Origin of the sequence: Methylobacterium sp. NPDC097929, from assembly GCF_049543375.1 — a bacterium.
Lineage (GTDB): Bacteria > Pseudomonadota > Alphaproteobacteria > Rhizobiales > Beijerinckiaceae > Methylobacterium.
The window spans coordinates 321140-338713 of sequence record NZ_JBMVEP010000002.1; the positions used below are offsets into that span (position 1 = coordinate 321140).

Consider the following 17574-nt stretch of genomic DNA (forward strand, 5'->3'; position numbering starts at 1 on the left):
CGCGCGGGCCCGCTCCCGTCACAGCCGCAGTGTGCCGGCCGCGAGCTCCGCGTACAGGGCCCGATCGATCCGGCGATAGGCGCCGTCGCGATCCAGGTAGAGCGGGTCGTCGGTCCGGGCCGGATCGAAACCCTCTTCGGCGAGCGCTGCCTTCTTCTGCTTGAAGGTCTCGGTGTGGCCGAGTTCGTTGCTCAAGCGCAGGAAGAGCGGTCGGGCGTATGGAGGCAGGCGCCCGGCCAGGGCGGCGTGCAGGTGCGCGAGGTCGAAATCCGGCCCGACGGCGAGCGCCGCCATGCCGGCGCGGCCCTCGGCGCCGGGCACGGGCACGCCGTAGACGTTGGCCTCGCGCACGCCCTCGACCCGATGCAGCGCCTCGGCCACCTCGGTGGTGGCGACGTTCTCGCCCTTCCAGCGGAAGGTGTCGCCGATCCGATCGACGAAGTAGAAGAAGCCCTGCGCGTCCCGGCGCATCAGGTCTCCGGTGCGCATCCAGGCATCGCCCGGCGCGCAGACGTCGCGCAGGATCTTGCGCGCGCTCTCCTGCGCGCTGGTATAGCCCTCGAAGGTGTATTCGGCCCGGTCCGAGAGCCGCCCGAGCAACTCGCCGGCCTCGCCGAAGGCGGCGGGGATGCAGCGCCCCGCCGCGTCGCGGGCGGGCAGGCCGGTCTGCGCGTCGTGCCGCACGATCAGGGCGGGGGAGCGCCGGGCCATGAAGGGAGGCACGCGCCCCACCGCGCCGACCTTGCCCTCGACGTTGTAGAGCGAGAGCGTGCCCTCCGTGGCGGCGTAGAATTCGAGGATGCGCGGCACGGAAAAGCGCGCCTGGAAGGCCTCCCACACCTCCGGCCGCATGCCGTTGCCGGTGCAGAGCCTGAGGGAATGGGCGTGCTCGGCCGGATCGGGGGGCGCCAGCGTGAGGTAGCGGCACAGCTCGCCGATATACTGGAACAGAGTCGCGCCGCTCGCCGCCACGTCGGCCCAGAACCGGCTCGCCGAGAACTTCTCGCGGATCACTACGGAGCCGCCGCCGAGCAGCACCGAGCCCGGCGCCACGACGCCGCCGACGCTGTGGTAGAGCGGCAGGCAATCGTACATCCGGTCCTGCGGCGTCGGCTCGATCAGCCCGGCGAACCAGTGCGTCCACATCATCACCCGGTGGTGGCTCACCCGGGCGGCCTTGGGCAGGCCGGTGGTGCCGGAGGTGTAGATCAGGAGCGCCGGGTCGCGCAGCGTCACGGCGGGCGCCTCGTCGGGGCCGAGCGGCGCGTCGCGGAAGGCCGCGGCCGCGGCGGCGAGCGGTGCGGCGGCGTCCCCTCCCTGCCAGACGATCTCCGGCAGCGCGTCGAGATGGGGCAGGGCGCCCCGCCACGCCTCGGCGAGATCGGTGCCCGCGATCAGCAGGCGCGGTGCGGCGACGGCGATGCAATGGGCGAGGCCGCGCTCGCGCAGGTGGGTGTTGAGCAGCGCCACGCAGATCCCGACCCGGCTCAGGCCGAGCCAGATCGCGAGATAGTCCGGGCCGTTGCGCATCAGCAGGGCGACGGTGTCGCCCTTGGCGAGCCCTCGCGCCAGCGCCCAGCGGGCGTAGCGGTTGCGGCGCCCGGCGAAATCCCGGTGGCTCAGGGTCTCCTCGGTGCCGATCAGGGCCGGCGCGTCGCCCTGCGCCTGCGCGACCTCGTCGAGGACGAGCGGGAAGATCCGCTGCGGCTGCGCGTCGATCCGGGCCGTGCGCGCCAGCGCGCCGATCCAGCCGGCGCTGGAGGAGGCGCGCGGCGGACCGCCGGCTTCGGGCGCGGCCTCCTCGATCGTCTCCGCGCGGGGCGTGGCCGACATCGCCATGGCGCCCCCCCTCAGGCCGCGAGCGGGGTGGCGCGGCGCACCGCCACCAGCCCGAGCCAGTTGCGGAACAGCCCGGCCGCGCCCTCCTGCCAGCCGTTGGGGCGGGGCGGGGTCGAGGCCATGGTCGGGAACTCGGCGTGCAGGGCCGGCGAGCGCTGACTCTGCGCCCAGTCGGCGAAGGTCGCGAGGTGCCGGGCCGCATCCTCGGCATAGTAGTTCTCGGGCAGATCCGGGCAGGTCTCGCGCTCGCCCTCCAGGAAGCGGCCCATGTCGCGGCGGTACTCGCGGGCGAGGGTGTCCGTCTCGTATTCCGGGTGGCCCTGAAGGAAGACCATCAGGCCCCCGCCCGTCTCGCGCACGAACAGGTCGGCGCCGACCTCGTCCGAGCGGCGCAGGATCCGGTAGCCGCGGGCGATGAGGTCCGCCTCGGCCAGGTCGTTCCAGCGCGAATGCGGCACCGGCACGCGCGCGGGAAGCCCCGCCAGGAGCGGGTGGGCGGCGGTGGCCGTGCAATCGTAGACGCCGGAATGCTTGGCGGGCAGCCGGCGGCGCTCGATCCGGTCGAGGTGCAGCACGGCGGCATGCGCGGCCAGACAGGAGAACAGGGTCGGCAGGCCGGTCGCGGCCGCCCAATCCACCACGCCCGCGAGCGCCGCGAAGTAGGGCTCCTCGTCGAGGCGCGCCGCCTTCGGTTCGGCGCCAGTGATCACGAGGGCGTCGAGGCCGGCTCCGGCCAGGGCGCCTGCGGGCTCGTAGAAGCGGTCGAGATGCGCCCGGGCGAGCGGACCCCGCGTCACGCTGTCGAGGCTGAACAGGCGCAACTCCGCCGCAGGGCCGATCAGGCCGCGGAACTGCCGCTCGGTCTGGACGAGGGCGGCGTCCGGCATGTTGTTGAGGAGGCCGACCCGCAGGGACGGCACCGGCTCCGCGTCGGGATGGCCGAACCCGCTCGACGCGTCCCGGTCGGGCTCCGCCGGATACGTCCTCGCGATACCAAGATCCAGCATGGCGGGTCTCCTCTCGAACGGGGCGAAAAAGGGTCAGGCCGCGAGCGCGGCGGGTCTCGCGGCGGCGAGCGCTTGGTCGAGATCCTCCAGGATGTCGTCGCTATGCTCGATGCCGACGCTGAGCCGGATCGTCTCCGGCAGGACGCCGGCGACCCGCTGCTCGTCGGGGGTCATCTGCCGGTGCGTGGTCGAGGCCGGGTGGCAGGCGAGCGACTTGGCATCGCCGATATTGACGAGGCGCTTGACCAGCTTGAGGGCGTCGTAGAACGCCTTGCCGCCCTCGAAGCCGCCCTCGACGCCGAAGGTGAGGAGCGAGGAACCCTCGCCCTTCAGGTACTTGCGGGCCATCGGGTGGTTCGGGCTGTCGGGGAAGCCGGCATAGTTCACCCAGGCGATCCGCGGGTGCGCCCGCAGGTGCTCGGCGACCTTGCGGGCATTCTCGACATGGCGCTCCACGCGCAGGGCCACGGTCTCGATGCCCTGCAGGAGCAGGAAGGCGGACATCGCCGGCAGCACCGCGCCGGTGGTGCGCTGGTAGACGCTGCGGGCGCGGGCCGCGAAGGCGCCGCGGCCAAAATGCTCGGCGTAGACGAGCCCGTGATACGAGACGTCCGGGGTCGTGAACATCGGGAAGCGCGCGGGGTGGGCCGCCCAGTCGAAGCGCCCGGAATCGACCACGATGCCGCCGAGCGTGGTGCCGTGGCCGCCCATGAACTTGGTGAGCGAGGCGACGACGATGTCGGCCCCGTAATCGATCGGCCGCATCAGGATCGGGGTGGGCACGGTGTTGTCGACGACGAGGGGCACGCCGTGCGCGTGGGCCACCGCCGCCAGGGCCTCGATGTCGCAGATGTTGCCGGCCGGATTGCCGATCGACTCGCAATAGACCGCGCGGGTGTCGCCATCGATCAGCGCCGCGATGTCCTCGGCCCGGTCGCTCGCGGCGAAGCGGCAGGTGATGCCCTGCCGGGGCAGGACATGGGCGAGCAGGGTATGCGTCGTGCCGTAGAGCTGCGGCACGGCGACGATGTTGCCGCCGTGGTCGGCCAGGGTGGCGAGGGCGTAGTGCAGCGCCGCCTGTCCCGAGGCGACGGCGAGCGCCGCGTGGCCGCCCTCCAGCTCCGCCACGCGCCGCTCCAGCACCGCGACGGTGGGATTGGCGATCCGGCTGTAGCGGAAGCCCTCTTCCTCCAGATTGAACAGGGCCGCGCCGTGATCGGCGCTGTCGAAGGCGTAGGCCACGCTCTGGTAGATCGGCACCGCCACGGCGTGCGTCGTCGGATCGTGGTCGAAGCCGGCGTGAACGGCGATCGTTTCGCTGCGCATGGTGTCGTGTCGTCCGAGGAACCGCAGGGTCGCGACGGCAAGCGCAAGGCCGGGACCAGACGGGGCCGTGCCGAAACGGGATGGCCGGCCGCACGCCCTGTCGGTCTCCGTCCCGCTCCGCGGCGCCCTGCGCGCGCCGCGCGCGAAGGAGCAGGGGCTGGAGCGCGCGGACCGGCCGGACCGTTTCGTCCAGATGTTCCGGCCGCCGGGCCACGTCCCAAATCGGATCATCCGTCTCAATTCGGATCTCGTCGCTGCGCTCGACTGAACAGACGGACCGATCGACTGGACTGATCTCGGACGCGTTCATCATAACGCGACCTTCGACTTGCTCGTCCGGCCCGATCGTGATTTCCGTTTGCTGGGTTGCTCCGGAACGGGTCCGGACATCCGCCCACCGACAGCGAGGCTGACGTGTCGAACACCGCGATGATTCCGTCCGTGACCTCGGTCGAGCTGCGCGCCGCGCCGATCGAGCCGAGCTGGATTCACGAGGGCCAGCCGACGGCGCGCAACACGATGCTCTCGCGCAGCGCCGACGGCATGGCCTGGACGCTGGTCTGGGACTGCACGGCGGGCCGGTTCGAGTGGCACTACGACATCGACGAGACGATCCACTTCATCGAGGGCTCGGCCACGATCAGCGACGGGATCTCGCCGGCCAAGACCTTCCGGGCCGGCGACGTGCTCTTCATCCCCCGCGGCGCGGTCTGCCACTGGCACGTCGAGAGCTACGTGCGGAAGGTCGCCTTCTGCCGGAAGACGCAGCCGAAGGTGGTGGCGCTCGCCCTGCGCGCGGCCGGCAAGGCCAAGCGGATGCTGAGCCGCCGCGCCGGCACCGGCGGCGCGCTCGAAGCCGCTTGAGGGGCAGGGAGGCCCGGCCGCGATGACGCCATCCCATCACGACACGTCAAACCAAGACCCTTCCAAGCATGACACCTGGACCTTCTTCGAGGGTGCGTGGCACCCCGGAAACGTCCGGATCATGGGGCCGCGCACCCACGGCGCGTGGCTCGGCTCGACGGTGTTCGACGGCGCCCGCGCCTTCGAGGGCGTCACGCCCGACCTCGACCTGCATCTGGCCCGCGTCAACCGCTCGGCCACGGCGCTCGGCCTCGAGCCGAAGGTCGGCGTCGAGGAATGGACGCGCCTCGTCGCGGAGGGCTTGGCGCGCTTCGCGCCCGAGGCCGAACTCTACATCCGCCCGATGTACTGGGCCGAGAGCGGCTTTGCCGGGGGCGTGCGCTTCGATCCCGCCTCCACCAACTGGTGCCTGTCGCTCTACACGGCGCCGATGCCGCTGCCCTCGGGCATCCGGGCGACGCTCTCGCCCTTCCGCCGCCCCTCCATCGAGGTGGCACCCGTCGATGCTAAGGCGGGCTGCCTCTATCCCAACGGCGCCCGGGCGCTGACCGAGGCGCTGTCGCGCGGCTTCGGCAACTGCCTGATGCTCGACGGGCTCGGCAACGTCGCCGAGTTCGCCAACGCCAATGCGTTCTTCGTGAGGGAGGGGGTGGTCTATACGCCGGTCCCGAACGGCACGTTCCTGGCCGGCATCACCCGCGCCCGCGTCCTCGCGCTGCTGCGCGGGGCCGGCGTCACGGTGGTGGAGAAGACGCTGCGCTACGAGGATTTTCTGGGTGCCGACGAGGTCTTCACCGCCGGCAACTTCGCCAAGGTCGCCCCGGTCACCGGGCTCGACGACGTGCGCTTCGAGCCGGGGCCGATGTTCCGCATGGCGCGCCAGCTCTACTGGGATTTCGCGCACGGGCGGCTGGGCTGACGCCTGCGCGAGCCCGTCCGGCCCTGCGGGAACCCCGCTCCGGACACCGGACCCGGGGCGGTGCCCCGACCCTCTGCCGCCGCATCGTTGTTTCCCGGCGGCCGCAGATCACCGCTCGGGATGATGCGCCAGCGCCCGCTCGCGGATGGCCGCAAGGCTCGTTCCCGGTGCGATCGCGTCCACGGAGAACTTCACGTGGATGATCGACGGGCGCCCGGCGGCGAGCGCCGCATCGAGCGCGGCCGGAAAATCCTCGGTCCGCTCCACCGTGAAGCCGACGCCGCCGAAGGCGCGGGCATAGGCGGCGAAATCCGGATTCACGAGGTCGGTGGCGCAGACGCGGCCCGGAAAGTCCCGTTCCTGATGCATGCGGATCGTGCCGTAGCTGGCATTGTCGGCGACGATGCAGACGATGTTCAGGCCGTACTGCACGGCGGTCGCGAATTCCTGGCCGTTCATCAGGAAGTCGCCGTCGCCGTTGATCGAGACCACGATCCGCTCCGGGTGGAGCCGCTTCATCGCGACCGCGGCGGGCACGCCGTAGCCCATCGAGCCTGAGGTCGGCGCCATGTGGGTGGCGCGCCGCCGGAAACGGTAGAAGCGGTGAATCCAGGCGGCGTAATTGCCCGCGCCGTTGCACAGGATCGCGTCGGAGGGCAGCGCCTCGCGAAGCGCGATCATCACCGCACCGAGATTGACCGGGCCGGGCTGGGGCGTCGCCGTCTCGCTCCAGGCGAGATAGTCGGCATGCGCCCCCCGGGCGTTCCCGGACCAGGGCGTGGCGGCCGGCGCCGGCAGACGCGCGAGTGCGGCGGCCATACGGGTCGGCGCGGCGTTGATGGCCAGATGCGGGACGTAGACCCGGCCGAGTTCCTCGGGTCCCGGATGGATGTGGACGAGCCGCGTGCGCGGCGCCGGAATGTCGAGGAGCGAATACATCTGGCTCGCCACCTCGCCGAGGCGCCCGCCCAGCACGATCAGCAGGTCGGCGGCCTTGACCCGGGCCACGAGCCGCGGGTTGGCGGCAAGCCCGAGATCGCCCGCGTAATTGGGGTGGAGCGGGTCGAACAGCGGCAGGCGCCGGTAGCTCGTGGCGACCGGAAGGTCGAAGCCTTCCGCGAAGGCGCGGATGTCGGCATAGGCCCGCTCGTCCCAGCGGCTGCCGCCGAGCAGCAGGAACGGCGCCCGCGCCTCGGCCAGGAGCGCGGCCAGCCGCTCTACCTCCTCGACGCCGGGGGCGGCCTCGACCGGCACGAAGGCCGGGGCGGAGGGGCCGGGGACGGCGTCCTTCAGCATGTCCTTGGGCAGAGCCACCACGACCGGGCCGGGGCGGCCGCCGGTGGCGGCGTGGAAGGCGCGCGAGACGTATTCCGGCATCCGCGCCCCGGTCTCGACCTCGGTGGCCCATTTGCAGATCGGACCGAAGGCGGCGCGGTAATCGACCTCCTGCCACGCCTCGCGGTCGCGAAGCCCCCGCTCGATCTGGCCGACGAACAGAATCATCGGGGTCGAATCCTGCTGGGCGATGTGGATGCCGGCCGAGGCGTTGGTCGCGCCGGGGCCGCGGGTGACGAAGCAGATGCCGGGCCGCCCCGTCGCCTTGCCGTGGGCCTCGGCCATCATCGCCGCGCCCCCCTCCTGGCGGCAGACGGTGATCGCGATGCCTGATTCGTGGAGCGCGTCGAGCACCGGCAGGTAGCTCTCGCCCGGCACCGCGAAGACGTGCTCGACGCCGTTGGCGACGAGCTGGTCCACCAGCGCCTGGGCGGCATTGCGTCCGCCGGAGCGGGGAAGCGTCTCGGCGGGCTCGGCGTCGGGGGACATCGCGCGCATCTCGGGTCGCCTCTCGTTTCGGCTGCGGCCGGCGTCCCGGATCGGGACCGCGGCCCGGCCCGATCCCCGGATCGTGCCGGGACTGAACAGTTTCCGGCCCCTCCGGCCGGGTCCCGGACTTGCAAAGCTCAGCCGCAAGGACAGCAAACGACATAGCGATGAACCGATAACGACCGGTTTCGGCCGGCACGGACCGCACGCTCTTCCGAGCCTGCCGCAAGACCGACCCGACCCGCCGCCCCCGGCGCGGGCCGGGCCCTTCCCGGGATCGACCGACGGACTGCCCAACCATGCGCGCGCACCGGAGATCAGCGAAAACGTCTTCTCCCGCCGGAGGCCCCGCGTGATGGCCGCCGCCGCGATGCCGATCCCGCCGGCCGTCGACGCGCCGCTTCTGAAGCAGGCGATGCGCCGGCTGGCCGGGGGCGTGGTCGTCGTCACCGCCGGCATCGGCGAGGACCGGGTCGGCTTCACCGCCACCTCGGCCCTGTCGCTCTCGGTCGATCCGCCGACCATGCTGGTCTGCGTCAACCGCGCGGGCTCGACCTGGCCGGTCATCGCCCGGCGGCGGCATTTCTGCGTCAACATCCTCGGAGCCGACCAGCAGGACGTGGCCGAGCGCTTCGCCGGCCTCGGCGGGGTGGGCGGGGCCGCCCGCTACCGCGGCTGCGACTGGACGATCATGGCATCGGGCGCCTCCGGCCTTGCGGGGGCGCAGGCGGTGGTCGATTGCGCGCTGGAGGAAGTGATCGAGCGGCACAGCCACGCGATCCTGCTCGGGGCGGTGCGCGAGATCCGGCTCAGCCGGGCCGAGGGCGCGACGCTCGTCTACGGTAGCGGACAATTCCTGCCCTTCGTCAGGAGCTGAACGGCACGTCGACGCTTCAAGAGATTATCCTTCGAACCAACAGATCGCAATTAACCAATCAATCCATTAACCGCCATTATTGACTTTCTCGTCACGTCCAAAAGAGTATTGAACTTATCAAATCATCGTTCGAAGCCGAAACAGACGAAACCCGAACCGATCTGCCGAACGTCCAAGGACTACAGTCAATGTCTCATCTCATGCCAGCAAGCGTCGCGGACCGGACGATGGATCTCGCCTACGCGATCGCCGCGCGCCACGCGATCACGCCGGCCTTCGGCCAGGGGGACGCGCTGGTCGATGTCGGCCTCTCCTCCCTCGACCTCGTCAACCTGATGATCGCGGTCGAGGCGGAGTTCGACATCATGATCCCGCCCGCCAGCCTGACGCCGAAGAACTTCCACTCGATCGAAACCATCGCCCGGATGGTCGAGAGCGTGCGCGGCGCCGCCCACGCTTGACGCGGGCGCCGCTCGCGCGCCCCGCACCAACCCTTCGCGACTCGCCGGCCCGGCCGGCTTCCCCCTCGAAGCCAAGCCATGGGAGCCAAGCCATGACGATCCAACCCATGACCGTGCCGGACGGACGCGTCGAGGACGCGGCGGACCTGACCGCTCGCGCCACCGTCGCCGCCGCCATCGCCGCCGCCCACGCGGAGGCCGTGGACCGCGACGGGCGCTTCCCCGAGGAGGCCATCGCCGCCCTGCGCTCGCAGCGCCTGCTCGGCGCGGCCGTGCCGATCGCGCTCGGCGGGGAGGGCGCCTCGGTGCGGGCGCTCGCCGAGATCGCCTACCAACTGGGCCGGGCCTGCGCCTCCACGGCGATGATCTTCGCCATGCACCAGACCAAGGTCGCCTGCCTCGTCCGGCACGGAGCCGGCGAGCCCTGGCGCGACGGCCTCCTGCGCCGCATCGCCGACGCGCAGCTCCTGATGGCCTCCTCCACCACGGAGGGCCAAGGCGGCGGCAACGTGCGTGCGTCGGCCGCCGCGATCGAGATGGACGGCGAGGCGGTCACCCTGGAGCGCGCCGCCACCGTGATCTCCTACGGCGCGCAGGCCGACGGGATCGTCACCGTCGCCCGCCGCTCGGCCGAGGCCGGCCCCTCCGATCAGGTGCTCTGCGTCTTCCTGCGGGAGGATTACAGCCTGGAGCGCCTGAGCGGCTGGGAGACGCTGGGCATGCGCGGCACCTGCAGCAGCGGCTTCCACCTCAAGGCCCGCGGCCGCCCGGAACAGGTGCTCGCCGCCCGCTACGGCGACATCCACAACCAGACCATGACCCCGGTCTCGCACCTGCTCTGGTCGAGCGCCTGGGCCGGCATCGCGGCCTGCGCCGTCGAGCGGGCGCAGGCCTTCACCCGCACGGCGATGCGGGGGGCCGGGGGCGTGGCTCCGCCGGGCGCGCTGCACTACGCCCGGGCCGTCTCCAGCCTGAAGCAGGCGCGCGCCCTCATCACGCAGGGGCTCGACCGGTTCGAGGCCGCCGAGGGCGACCCGTCCGCGCTCGCCGCGCTCGATTTCCAGACCGCAATCACGATGCTCAAGGTCGAGGTCTCGGATCTGGCGGTCGCGGCCGTGTCGAGCGCGCTGCGCGCCAACGGGCTGGCCGGCTACCGCCAGGACGGCGCCTTCAGCATCGGCCGGGCCCTGCGCGACATCCTCTCCGCGCCGATCATGATCCACAACGACCGGATCGTGGCCAACCTCGCCACCGCGACGCTGATGTCGCCCGTCGCCGCCTCGCTCGGCGCCTGAGGGCGCCCGCCCCGCTCCCCGCACCGCCTGCCCGAGAGACTGACCCGCCATGAACATGCCCGTGATGAACGCGCCGGCCTCCCCGCCCGCGACCGACCCGCTCGACGCCCTGTTCGACGCGATGTTCAAGCCGATGAACGCGCAGGGCGTCTACGCCCGCACGGGCGCCTACGAGTCGGTGGTCGAGGCGCTGGCCGCCTTCGTCTCGGCCCGCCGGGAGGACGGCACGGAGGTGTTCCGCTTTCCCCCCGTGATGAGCCGGGCGCATCTGGAGCGGCACGGCTACCTCAAGAGCTTCCCCAACCTGCTCGGCTGCGTCTCCTGCCTGGAGGGCAGCGAGGCGGAGATCCGCGCCTCGGCCGACCGGCATCTGGAGGGCGGCGACTGGACCACCGGCCTGCAGACCGCCGACCTCGTGCTGACGCCGGCCGCCTGCTACCCGGTCTACCCGATCGCCGCCGCGCGGGGGACGGTGCCGGCGACCGGCTACCGCTTCGACGTGGCCTGCGACTGCTTCCGCCGGGAGCCCTCGCGCCATCTCGACCGGCTGCAATCCTTCCGCATGCGCGAATACGTCCGCATCGGCACGCCGGAGCAGATCGTCGCCTTCCGCGAGAGCTGGATCGCGACCGCCACCGCCATGGCCGACGAACTCGGCCTGCCCTACACCGTCGAGACCGCGAGCGACCCGTTCTTCGGCCGGCTCGGCCAGATCATGGCCTTCAGCCAGCTCGAACAGGCGCTGAAGTTCGAGCTGCTGATCCCGCTGCGCGGGGCCGCCGCCGGCACCGCCTGCATGAGCTTCAACTATCACCGCGAGCATTTCGGTACGACCTGGGGCCTGACGCTGGCCGACGGCGAGCCCGCCCATACCGGCTGCGTCGCCTTCGGCATGGACCGGCTCGCGGTGGCGCTGTTCGCCACCCACGGCGCGCAGGTCGCGGACTGGCCGGCCTCCGTCCGCTCCGCCCTGAAGCTCTGAGCGGGCGCCGCCGATGGCCCTCGATCCGCATGTCAGCCGCTTCCTCGACATGATGGCGCTCGGGGCCTCGGGCGGCATCACCCTGGCGGCCCGCCGCGAGGGCCTGCGCGGGCTCACCCGGCTCGCGGGCCTCGGCGCGGAGGGTGTCGCGACCCGCGAACTCAGCCTGCCGGGTCCGGCCGGGCCGCTCTCCGCGCGGCTCTACGCGCCGGACGGGACGCAGGACGGGCCCGGCCTGCTCTACCTGCACGGCGGCGGGCTGGTGACCGGCGACCTCGACAGCCATGACGGGATCTGCCGGGTGCTGGCCGAGGCGGGATCGCTGCGGGTCCTCGCGCTCGCTTACCGGCTCGCTCCGGAGCATCCCTTTCCGGCGGCCCTCGACGACGCCCTGGCGGCGACGGCGTGGGTTGCCGCGCACGCGAAGGATCTCGGCATCGATCCGGCCCGGCTCGGCATCGGCGGCGATTCCGCGGGTGCCGGGCTCGCCGCCCGGGTCTGCCAGGAGAGGCGCGGTGGTCGAATCGCGGCGCAGCTGCTGATCTGCCCCGTGCTCGACGTGCACGGGACGAGCGCCTCGCGCCGCGACTTCGCCCGCGGCTACTTCCTCGACGAGGCGACCATCCGGGGCGACCTCGCCGCCTGCGGGCCCGAGGCTGCCGCGCCGTCGGCCCGCCTCTCGCCCCTGCGGGAGGCCGATCTCGCCGGCCTGCCGCCGGCGCAGATCCACACCGCCGCATACGATCCCGTCCGCGACGAGGGCGAGGCTTACGCCGAGTGCCTGACCCGCGCCGGAGGCGAGGCCGCCCACACCTGCCATCCGGGCATGATCCACTTCTTCTACGGCCTCGGGCGCCTCGTGCCGCGCTCCCGTCCGATCCTGTCCGGCATCGCGCGCGACTTCGCCGTGTTGCTGCGCGCCGCTTCCCCGCCACCCGTTTCAGAGGAGAGAACCATGTCCCTGCGCACCACCGTCTTCGCCGAGATCGCCGCCATCGCCGCCGAGCAGGAGAAGCGGATGCCGCCGATCACCGACGACCTCGTCATGCTCGACACCGAGTTCGACTCGCTCTGCTTCGCGCTCCTCGTGGCGCGGATGGAGGATCTGACCGGCGCCGATCCCTTCGGCGAGATGGACGCCTCGGACCTGCCGGTGACGGTGGGCGACCTCGTCGCCCTCTACGACCGCGCCGCGACCCGTCTGGCGGCCTGACTCCGATGATCCTGCGCGAGAGACTTCTGGCGGCGGGCGGCCTCGACGGGCTGTTCCTGTCCGACCACCGCACCCGAAAAGATCTCGCCGGGATCGTCGTCGGCGGGCGCGACGCCGCGGCAGCGGAGGCGCTGGCCGGCCGCCGGGTGCTGCTCGCGGTCGGCGGGCAGATGGCGGCGGCCCGCGCCCTCATCGCGCTCGACGGTCTGGCCGCCCGCCTCGCCCTCGTTCCCCCAAAGCTGGCGCCGGAGCACGTGGCCCGGATCGCCGCGGACGCGGAGGCCGAGATCTGCGTCTGCGACGCCGAGGGGCTGGCCTCCGACGCGCTGCCGGGGCTGCCCCGCATCGACGTGGAGGAGGCCTGCCGCGCCGCCCCGGGAGGGACCCGCGCGACCGAGTGGGCGCTGGCCACGTCCGGCACCACCGGCGCGCCCAAGCTCGTCGCCCACACCCTCGAAGGCCTGGCCGGCGGCATCAACACCGCCGCCGCACCGGAGCCCGGCACGGTCTGGAGCACGTTCTACGACATCCGCCGCTACGGCGGGCTGCAGGTCTTCCTGCGGGCGATGCTCGGGCCGTCCTCGCTCGTGCTCTCGGAGGCGAGCGAGCCCCTGCGCGACTACCTCGTCCGCGTCGGCAAGGGGAGCGTCAGCCACATCCTCGGCACGCCCTCGCACTGGCGGCTCGCCCTGATGAGCGCGGCGCTCGACCGGCTGAGCCCCCGCTACGTGCGGCTGTCGGGCGAGATCGCCGACCAGACCGTGCTCGACGCCCTGCGCGCCGCCTTCCCCGACGCGCGCATCGCCCACGCTTACGCCTCGACCGAGGGCGGCGTCGGCTTCACCGTCGAGGACGGGCGGGAGGGCTTCCCCGCCTCCCTGATCGGGACGCGCGCCGGGATCGAGATCACGGTGCGCGAGGACAGCCTGTTCGTGCGCTCTTCCCGCACCGGCCGGCGCTATCTGGGTGCCGCACCCGAGGCGCTGATCGCCGGGGACGGCTTCATCGACACCGGCGACCTCGTCGAGCGCCGGGGCGAGCGCTACCACTTCCTCGGCCGGCGCAGCGGCGTCATCAATGTCGGCGGCGCCAAGGTGCAGCCGGAGGAGGTCGAGACCGTCATCAACGTCTTCCCGGGCGTGTCGATGTCCCGGGTGCGCGCCCGTGCCAACCCGATCCTCGGCGCGGTGGTCGAGGCGGAAATCGTGCTGCGCGCCGATGCGGAGACCGACCGCGCGGAACTGAAGAGGGCGATCCTCGCCCATTGCCGCCCGCGCCTGGCCGCCCACAAGGTGCCGGCCAGCGTGAAGTTCGTGGACGCACTGCCGATCACCTCCGGCGGCAAGCTGGTGCGGAGGGGCGCATGAGCGAGGATTTCAAGAGCGGACGCCTCGTCGTCGTCAGCGGCGCGAGCCGCGGACTCGGCCTCGCCATGGCCGCGACGCTGGCCGCCGAGGGGTTTCGCGTGGTCGCCCTGGCCCGCCGCCCGAGCGAGGCGCTGGAGGCCGCGCAGGAGGCCGCCGGCCCCGGCCGGATCGCCTTCGTGGCCGCCGATCTCGGCGCGATCGACGGGCTCCAGCCGCTCTGCCAGAGGATCCGGGCGGAGCACGGGCCGGTCTACGGCCTCGTCAACAACGCCGCGCTCGGCACACCCGGCCTGCTCACGACCATGCCCGCGAGCAAAATCGCCGAACTCGTCCACCTCAACACGCTCGCGCCGATGGTGCTGACCAAGTACCTCGCCCGCGGCATGATGACGGCCGGCGCCGGCCGGATCGTCAACGTCAGCTCGATCATCGCCTTCACCGGCTACAACGCGCTCTCCGTCTACGCCGCCACCAAGGCCTCGATGATCGGCTTCACCAAGTCGCTCGCCCGCGAGGTCGGACGGCTCGGCGTCACGGTCAACGCGGTCGCGCCGGGCTTCATCGAGACGGCGCTGACGGAAGACATGGACGCGGCCGAGCGGGGGCGCGTGGCCAACCGCAGCGCGCTCAAGCGGCTGGCCGAGCCGCAGGATGTCGCCGACGCCGTCGCCTACCTGATGTCGGACAAGGCCCGCAACGTCACCGGCACGGTGCTGACCATCGACGCCGGCAGCACCGCCTGAGTGTCTCTCACAAAACTCCCGCTGCGCTGTCGTCTCCAGAGCGAGAACGGCAGGTGATCGGGAGTTTTGTGAGGCACTTTAGGGCCGTCGGCGGAAGGCCGGAGAGGGCATTCGAGCGAGGGCGGGCGATTGCCGATCCGGCAAGTGCCGATCCGGCACGCACCGCCCGGCACCGTTCTCGCACCTCTCACGATCGCGTCCCGAATGGGGACGGCACGGGGTCCGCCCGCCGCCTCGATGCTCGTCGCCGGCGGTGAGAGGGCGGGGCAGGCCGAAGGGGGCTTCGATGAGCGGGTTGCAGGCTGACGTGGAGGACGGTCCGCCCGTCGCGGTCGTGGAGACCGGGGCGGGCCGGCCGAAGGTCCGCTGCCGAGTCATCGAGGAGGACGACCTCGGCACCGTGGTGCGGCTGCTGCGGATCGGCTTCCCGGACCGCTCGGAGGCCTATTGGCGGACGGGCCTGGAGCGCCACCGCACCCAGCCGCTCCCCGACGACGTGCCGCGCTACGGCTACGTGCTGGATCGGGACGGCACAATCGTCGGCGTGCTGCTCGCCCTCTACCGCGTCGTGACGGACGAGGCCGGCACGCATCTGCGCTGCAACCTGTCGAGCTGGTACGTGCTGCCGGAATTCCGCGCGCTCGGCACCCTGCTCGACGGCTTCGCCATGCGCGACCGGCGGGTGACCTACACCAACGTCTCGCCCGCCCCGCAGACCTGGAAGATGCATCGGGCGCGGGGCTTCAAGCCGGTCTGCTCGGGCCAGATGCTCGTGCTGCCGATGCTGGGCTCCCCCGGTTGGGGCCGCCGGGTGCGCACGGCCGATGCCGGGAGCCTGCGCCTGCTGCCCGAGCCGGAGGCGCGGCTGGTGGCCGACCACGTCGCCTACGGCTGCATCGGGCTCGTCTGCTCGGACGGCGGGAAGGCCGGCGCGCTGGTCTTCCAGCGCCGCGGGCTGAAGCTCAGGGCCGGCTCGGAACGCTGGCCGCGCCTGCCCTGCCTCCAGCTCGTCTACCGCTCGACCGACCTCGACCTGCCCGCCTTCCTCGGCGCGATCGGCCGGCATCTGCTCATGCGCCAAGCCATGCCGTGGTTCGTCCTCGACGCGGTGGGCCGGCTGCCGGGCCTTGCCGGACACTACTTCGAGGGCCGCGCCCCGAAATACGCCCGCGGCCCCAACCCGCCGCCGACCGGGGACCTCGCCTATACCGAGGTCGTGCTGTTCGGCACCTGATCCCGGTCGCCGGACGAGGTGCCGCCCGCCCGCGGGAGGGTGCGGCATAACAACAGCTCGGGCCGTACCCGCGGAAAATCCGGTGCGGCGCGGCTCCGGAGCCTGAAAGGCGCCATAAACCAAGATTTCACGGAGTGTTGGACCGCGCGGGATCGGCGCGGTTCCAGATCCGCTCCTGTCCCGTTCAACGAAGGCTGAGGGATCACCTCAAGGAACCCGCCGGAATGCTCAGCCTCCTCGTGGCCGCGGCCGTCGTGATCTGGTTCGTGCTGCTCTACCCGCTGGCGCGCCACAACCTCGCGACGGAGACGGGACCGCTGAACGCGCCCATCACCGTCCCCATCGTCCTGGTCGCGGCCTTCGCGCTGATGCCGCTCGTCTTCAACGTGCCGCGCGAGGACGGCAACGCCGTGCTGGAGGAGGGGCTGACCGCCTCCAACATCGTCACCCTCGTCATGACGGGGCTGATGGGTCTCTATCTCGCCATGCGGATCGCGGTGGACCGGCGCATCCTGCTGGTGCCCTTCTCGATGCCCTACCTGCCGTTCACGCTGATGATCGGCGTGAACATCGCCAGCACCGCCTGGTCGATCGTGCCGATGTACACGGCCTACCGCTCGGTCGAACTGACCATCTTCTACCTCGCGGTGATCCTGATCTTCGACCGGGAGGACATCGAGCGGCGGCTGGCCGGGCTGTTCGCGCTGTTCACGATCGCCTGGCTCGTGGCGGTCGCGCCGATCATGCTGGGGAATTTCGCGAGCGGGATCGTGTTCTCGGCGGCCAAGCACAACATCGTGCCCCATCTCTGCGCCACCTACGCCTTCCTCGTGATCTTCGACGACCGCATCCGGCATCGTCGCGCGCATCTGCTCCTCGCCCTCGTCGGCTTCGTCATCGCGGGCTCGGCCTCCAGCACCGGCTCGCTCGTCGCGGTGGCGCCCGCCCTGATGGTGGCGAGCCGGAGCCGCCGGGTGCGCATCCTCGGCTACGTCGCCTTCGCCCTCGTCTACGCGCTGTTCGTGGTGCTGATGCTGGGCCTGTCGGCCTTCCCGGCCCTGCTCGATCTCCTCTCGGTCGTCCTGCAGAAGCCGGCGGAGGAACTGGCCGGCGCCACCGGGCGAGGCACCTTCTGGCCGATCTTCATCGAGGGAACCAAGGACCACATGGTCGGCTCGGGCTTCTCCGCGGCGGACCGGTTCATCCAGCTCCTCGTGCCGCCGGCCTTCTACACCGACACCCTGGGCAAGGACGGCATGGCCATCCAGAGCTCGCACAACATGCTGCTGAGCGCCTGGGCGGGCACGGGCCTGATCGGGCTCGGCTTCGGCGCGCTCGTGCTGGCGAGCGCCGTGCAATGGGGGCTGAAGCTCGACGGGGCCGGGCGCCGCTTCGTCGCGACCTGCGTGTTCTTCATCATCCTCAACGGGATGACGACGCCGGGCATCTTCCAGGACTGGAATCTCCACGTCCTGTCCTTCGTGGCGATGCTGGCCTATGCCCGCATCGGCGCGCTGCGAGCGGAGGCGCCGGGCCGCGAACGGGCGGGCGCGGGCGCCGCGCGGCCGGTCGAACCCGCGTTGCGCGCACGCCCGTCCCCGGCTTGGCGCGCGTCTTGAAGCG

Annotated in this window: 15 protein-coding genes and 1 pseudogene; 12 read left to right on the plus strand and 4 right to left on the minus strand. The window is 72.0% G+C overall.

The genetic code is table 11. The features are described 5' to 3' along the window. Positions 1–18: 18 nt before the first annotated feature. Genes ACPCJR_RS09575 through ACPCJR_RS09585 form a run of 3 tightly spaced genes read right to left on the minus strand, consistent with a single transcriptional unit; the run spans position 19 to position 4172 of the window. Positions 19–1833: a long-chain-acyl-CoA synthetase gene (locus ACPCJR_RS09575; RefSeq protein WP_391512100.1), complete on the minus strand. Its 1815-nt coding sequence runs from the start codon at positions 1831–1833 to the stop codon at positions 19–21. Positions 1834–1850: 17 nt separating this feature from the next. Further along, a complete protein-coding gene (gene metA, locus ACPCJR_RS09580; protein ID WP_391511935.1) occupies positions 1851–2846 on the minus strand; it encodes a homoserine O-succinyltransferase MetA in 996 nt (331 codons plus the stop codon). 33 nt (positions 2847–2879) lie between these two features. Beyond that, entirely contained in the window at positions 2880–4172 is a 1293-nt protein-coding gene (locus ACPCJR_RS09585; RefSeq protein ID WP_391511937.1) for an O-acetylhomoserine aminocarboxypropyltransferase/cysteine synthase family protein, read from the minus strand. A gap of 67 nt (positions 4173–4239) precedes the next feature. Between ACPCJR_RS09585 and ACPCJR_RS09590 the strand changes: the two genes are divergently transcribed. From ACPCJR_RS09590 to ACPCJR_RS09600, 3 genes are all read left to right on the plus strand, one after another. Continuing rightward, entirely contained in the window at positions 4240–4440 is a 201-nt protein-coding gene (locus tag ACPCJR_RS09590; protein WP_391511938.1) for a hypothetical protein, read from the plus strand. Between the two features lie 161 nt (positions 4441–4601). Then, on the plus strand, positions 4602–5036 hold the full coding sequence (locus ACPCJR_RS09595; RefSeq protein ID WP_391512101.1) for a cupin domain-containing protein: 435 nt from the start codon (positions 4602–4604) through the stop codon (positions 5034–5036). 22 nt (positions 5037–5058) lie between these two features. Then, positions 5059–5955: a branched-chain amino acid aminotransferase gene (locus ACPCJR_RS09600; RefSeq protein WP_391511939.1), complete on the plus strand. Its 897-nt coding sequence runs from the start codon at positions 5059–5061 to the stop codon at positions 5953–5955. Between the two features lie 108 nt (positions 5956–6063). Here ACPCJR_RS09600 and ACPCJR_RS09605 read toward each other — a convergent pair whose 3' ends face one another. Continuing rightward, the gene (locus ACPCJR_RS09605; protein WP_391511940.1) at positions 6064–7788 is read right to left on the minus strand and encodes a thiamine pyrophosphate-binding protein; all 1725 of its coding nucleotides are present in this window, start codon (positions 7786–7788) and stop codon (positions 6064–6066) included. 346 nt (positions 7789–8134) lie between these two features. Between ACPCJR_RS09605 and ACPCJR_RS09610 the strand changes: the two genes are divergently transcribed. The 9 genes and pseudogenes from ACPCJR_RS09610 to ACPCJR_RS09650 all read left to right on the plus strand — a co-directional run bounded on the left by ACPCJR_RS09610 (position 8135) and on the right by ACPCJR_RS09650 (position 17570). Further along, entirely contained in the window at positions 8135–8656 is a 522-nt protein-coding gene (locus ACPCJR_RS09610) for a flavin reductase family protein (protein WP_391511941.1), read from the plus strand. A gap of 188 nt (positions 8657–8844) precedes the next feature. Continuing rightward, a complete protein-coding gene (locus ACPCJR_RS09615) occupies positions 8845–9117 on the plus strand; it encodes a phosphopantetheine-binding protein (RefSeq protein ID WP_391511942.1) in 273 nt (90 codons plus the stop codon). Positions 9118–9209: 92 nt separating this feature from the next. Next, positions 9210–10412 (plus strand): acyl-CoA dehydrogenase family protein, encoded by a 1203-nt coding sequence (locus ACPCJR_RS09620; protein ID WP_391511944.1) that lies wholly within the window; start codon positions 9210–9212, stop codon positions 10410–10412. Positions 10413–10461: 49 nt separating this feature from the next. Beyond that, on the plus strand, positions 10462–11394 hold the full coding sequence (locus ACPCJR_RS09625; RefSeq protein ID WP_391511945.1) for an amino acid--[acyl-carrier-protein] ligase: 933 nt from the start codon (positions 10462–10464) through the stop codon (positions 11392–11394). A gap of 13 nt (positions 11395–11407) precedes the next feature. Next, positions 11408–12322, plus strand: a pseudogene (locus tag ACPCJR_RS09630) (alpha/beta hydrolase); the annotation flags it as partial. Positions 12323–12612: 290 nt separating this feature from the next. Continuing rightward, on the plus strand, positions 12613–13974 hold the full coding sequence (locus ACPCJR_RS09635) for a class I adenylate-forming enzyme family protein (protein WP_391511946.1): 1362 nt from the start codon (positions 12613–12615) through the stop codon (positions 13972–13974). After that, on the plus strand, positions 13971–14717 hold the full coding sequence (locus ACPCJR_RS09640) for an SDR family NAD(P)-dependent oxidoreductase (protein WP_391511947.1): 747 nt from the start codon (positions 13971–13973) through the stop codon (positions 14715–14717). The genes ACPCJR_RS09635 and ACPCJR_RS09640 overlap by 4 nt, the downstream gene beginning before the upstream one ends. A gap of 286 nt (positions 14718–15003) precedes the next feature. Beyond that, a complete protein-coding gene (locus tag ACPCJR_RS09645; protein ID WP_391511948.1) occupies positions 15004–15951 on the plus strand; it encodes a hypothetical protein in 948 nt (315 codons plus the stop codon). 224 nt (positions 15952–16175) lie between these two features. Beyond that, complete coding sequence (locus tag ACPCJR_RS09650) at positions 16176–17570, plus strand: O-antigen ligase family protein (protein WP_391511949.1); 1395 nt, start codon at positions 16176–16178, stop codon at positions 17568–17570. Positions 17571–17574 lie beyond the last annotated feature (4 nt).

Coding starts and splice junctions, on each gene's coding strand:
- ACPCJR_RS09610 (WP_391511941.1), top strand. CDS start 8,135: ATGGCCGCCGCCGCGATGCCGATCCCGCCGGCCGTCGACGCGCCGCTT.
- metA (WP_391511935.1), bottom strand. CDS start 2,846: ATGCTGGATCTTGGTATCGCGAGGACGTATCCGGCGGAGCCCGACCGG.
- ACPCJR_RS09635 (WP_391511946.1), top strand. CDS start 12,613: ATGATCCTGCGCGAGAGACTTCTGGCGGCGGGCGGCCTCGACGGGCTG.
- ACPCJR_RS09615 (WP_391511942.1), top strand. CDS start 8,845: ATGTCTCATCTCATGCCAGCAAGCGTCGCGGACCGGACGATGGATCTC.
- ACPCJR_RS09620 (WP_391511944.1), top strand. CDS start 9,210: ATGACGATCCAACCCATGACCGTGCCGGACGGACGCGTCGAGGACGCG.
- ACPCJR_RS09585 (WP_391511937.1), bottom strand. CDS start 4,172: ATGCGCAGCGAAACGATCGCCGTTCACGCCGGCTTCGACCACGATCCG.
- ACPCJR_RS09575 (WP_391512100.1), bottom strand. CDS start 1,833: ATGTCGGCCACGCCCCGCGCGGAGACGATCGAGGAGGCCGCGCCCGAA.
- ACPCJR_RS09650 (WP_391511949.1), top strand. CDS start 16,176: ATGCTCAGCCTCCTCGTGGCCGCGGCCGTCGTGATCTGGTTCGTGCTG.
- ACPCJR_RS09625 (WP_391511945.1), top strand. CDS start 10,462: ATGAACATGCCCGTGATGAACGCGCCGGCCTCCCCGCCCGCGACCGAC.
- ACPCJR_RS09595 (WP_391512101.1), top strand. CDS start 4,602: ATGATTCCGTCCGTGACCTCGGTCGAGCTGCGCGCCGCGCCGATCGAG.
- ACPCJR_RS09605 (WP_391511940.1), bottom strand. CDS start 7,788: ATGCGCGCGATGTCCCCCGACGCCGAGCCCGCCGAGACGCTTCCCCGC.
- ACPCJR_RS09640 (WP_391511947.1), top strand. CDS start 13,971: ATGAGCGAGGATTTCAAGAGCGGACGCCTCGTCGTCGTCAGCGGCGCG.
- ACPCJR_RS09600 (WP_391511939.1), top strand. CDS start 5,059: ATGACGCCATCCCATCACGACACGTCAAACCAAGACCCTTCCAAGCAT.
- ACPCJR_RS09645 (WP_391511948.1), top strand. CDS start 15,004: ATGAGCGGGTTGCAGGCTGACGTGGAGGACGGTCCGCCCGTCGCGGTC.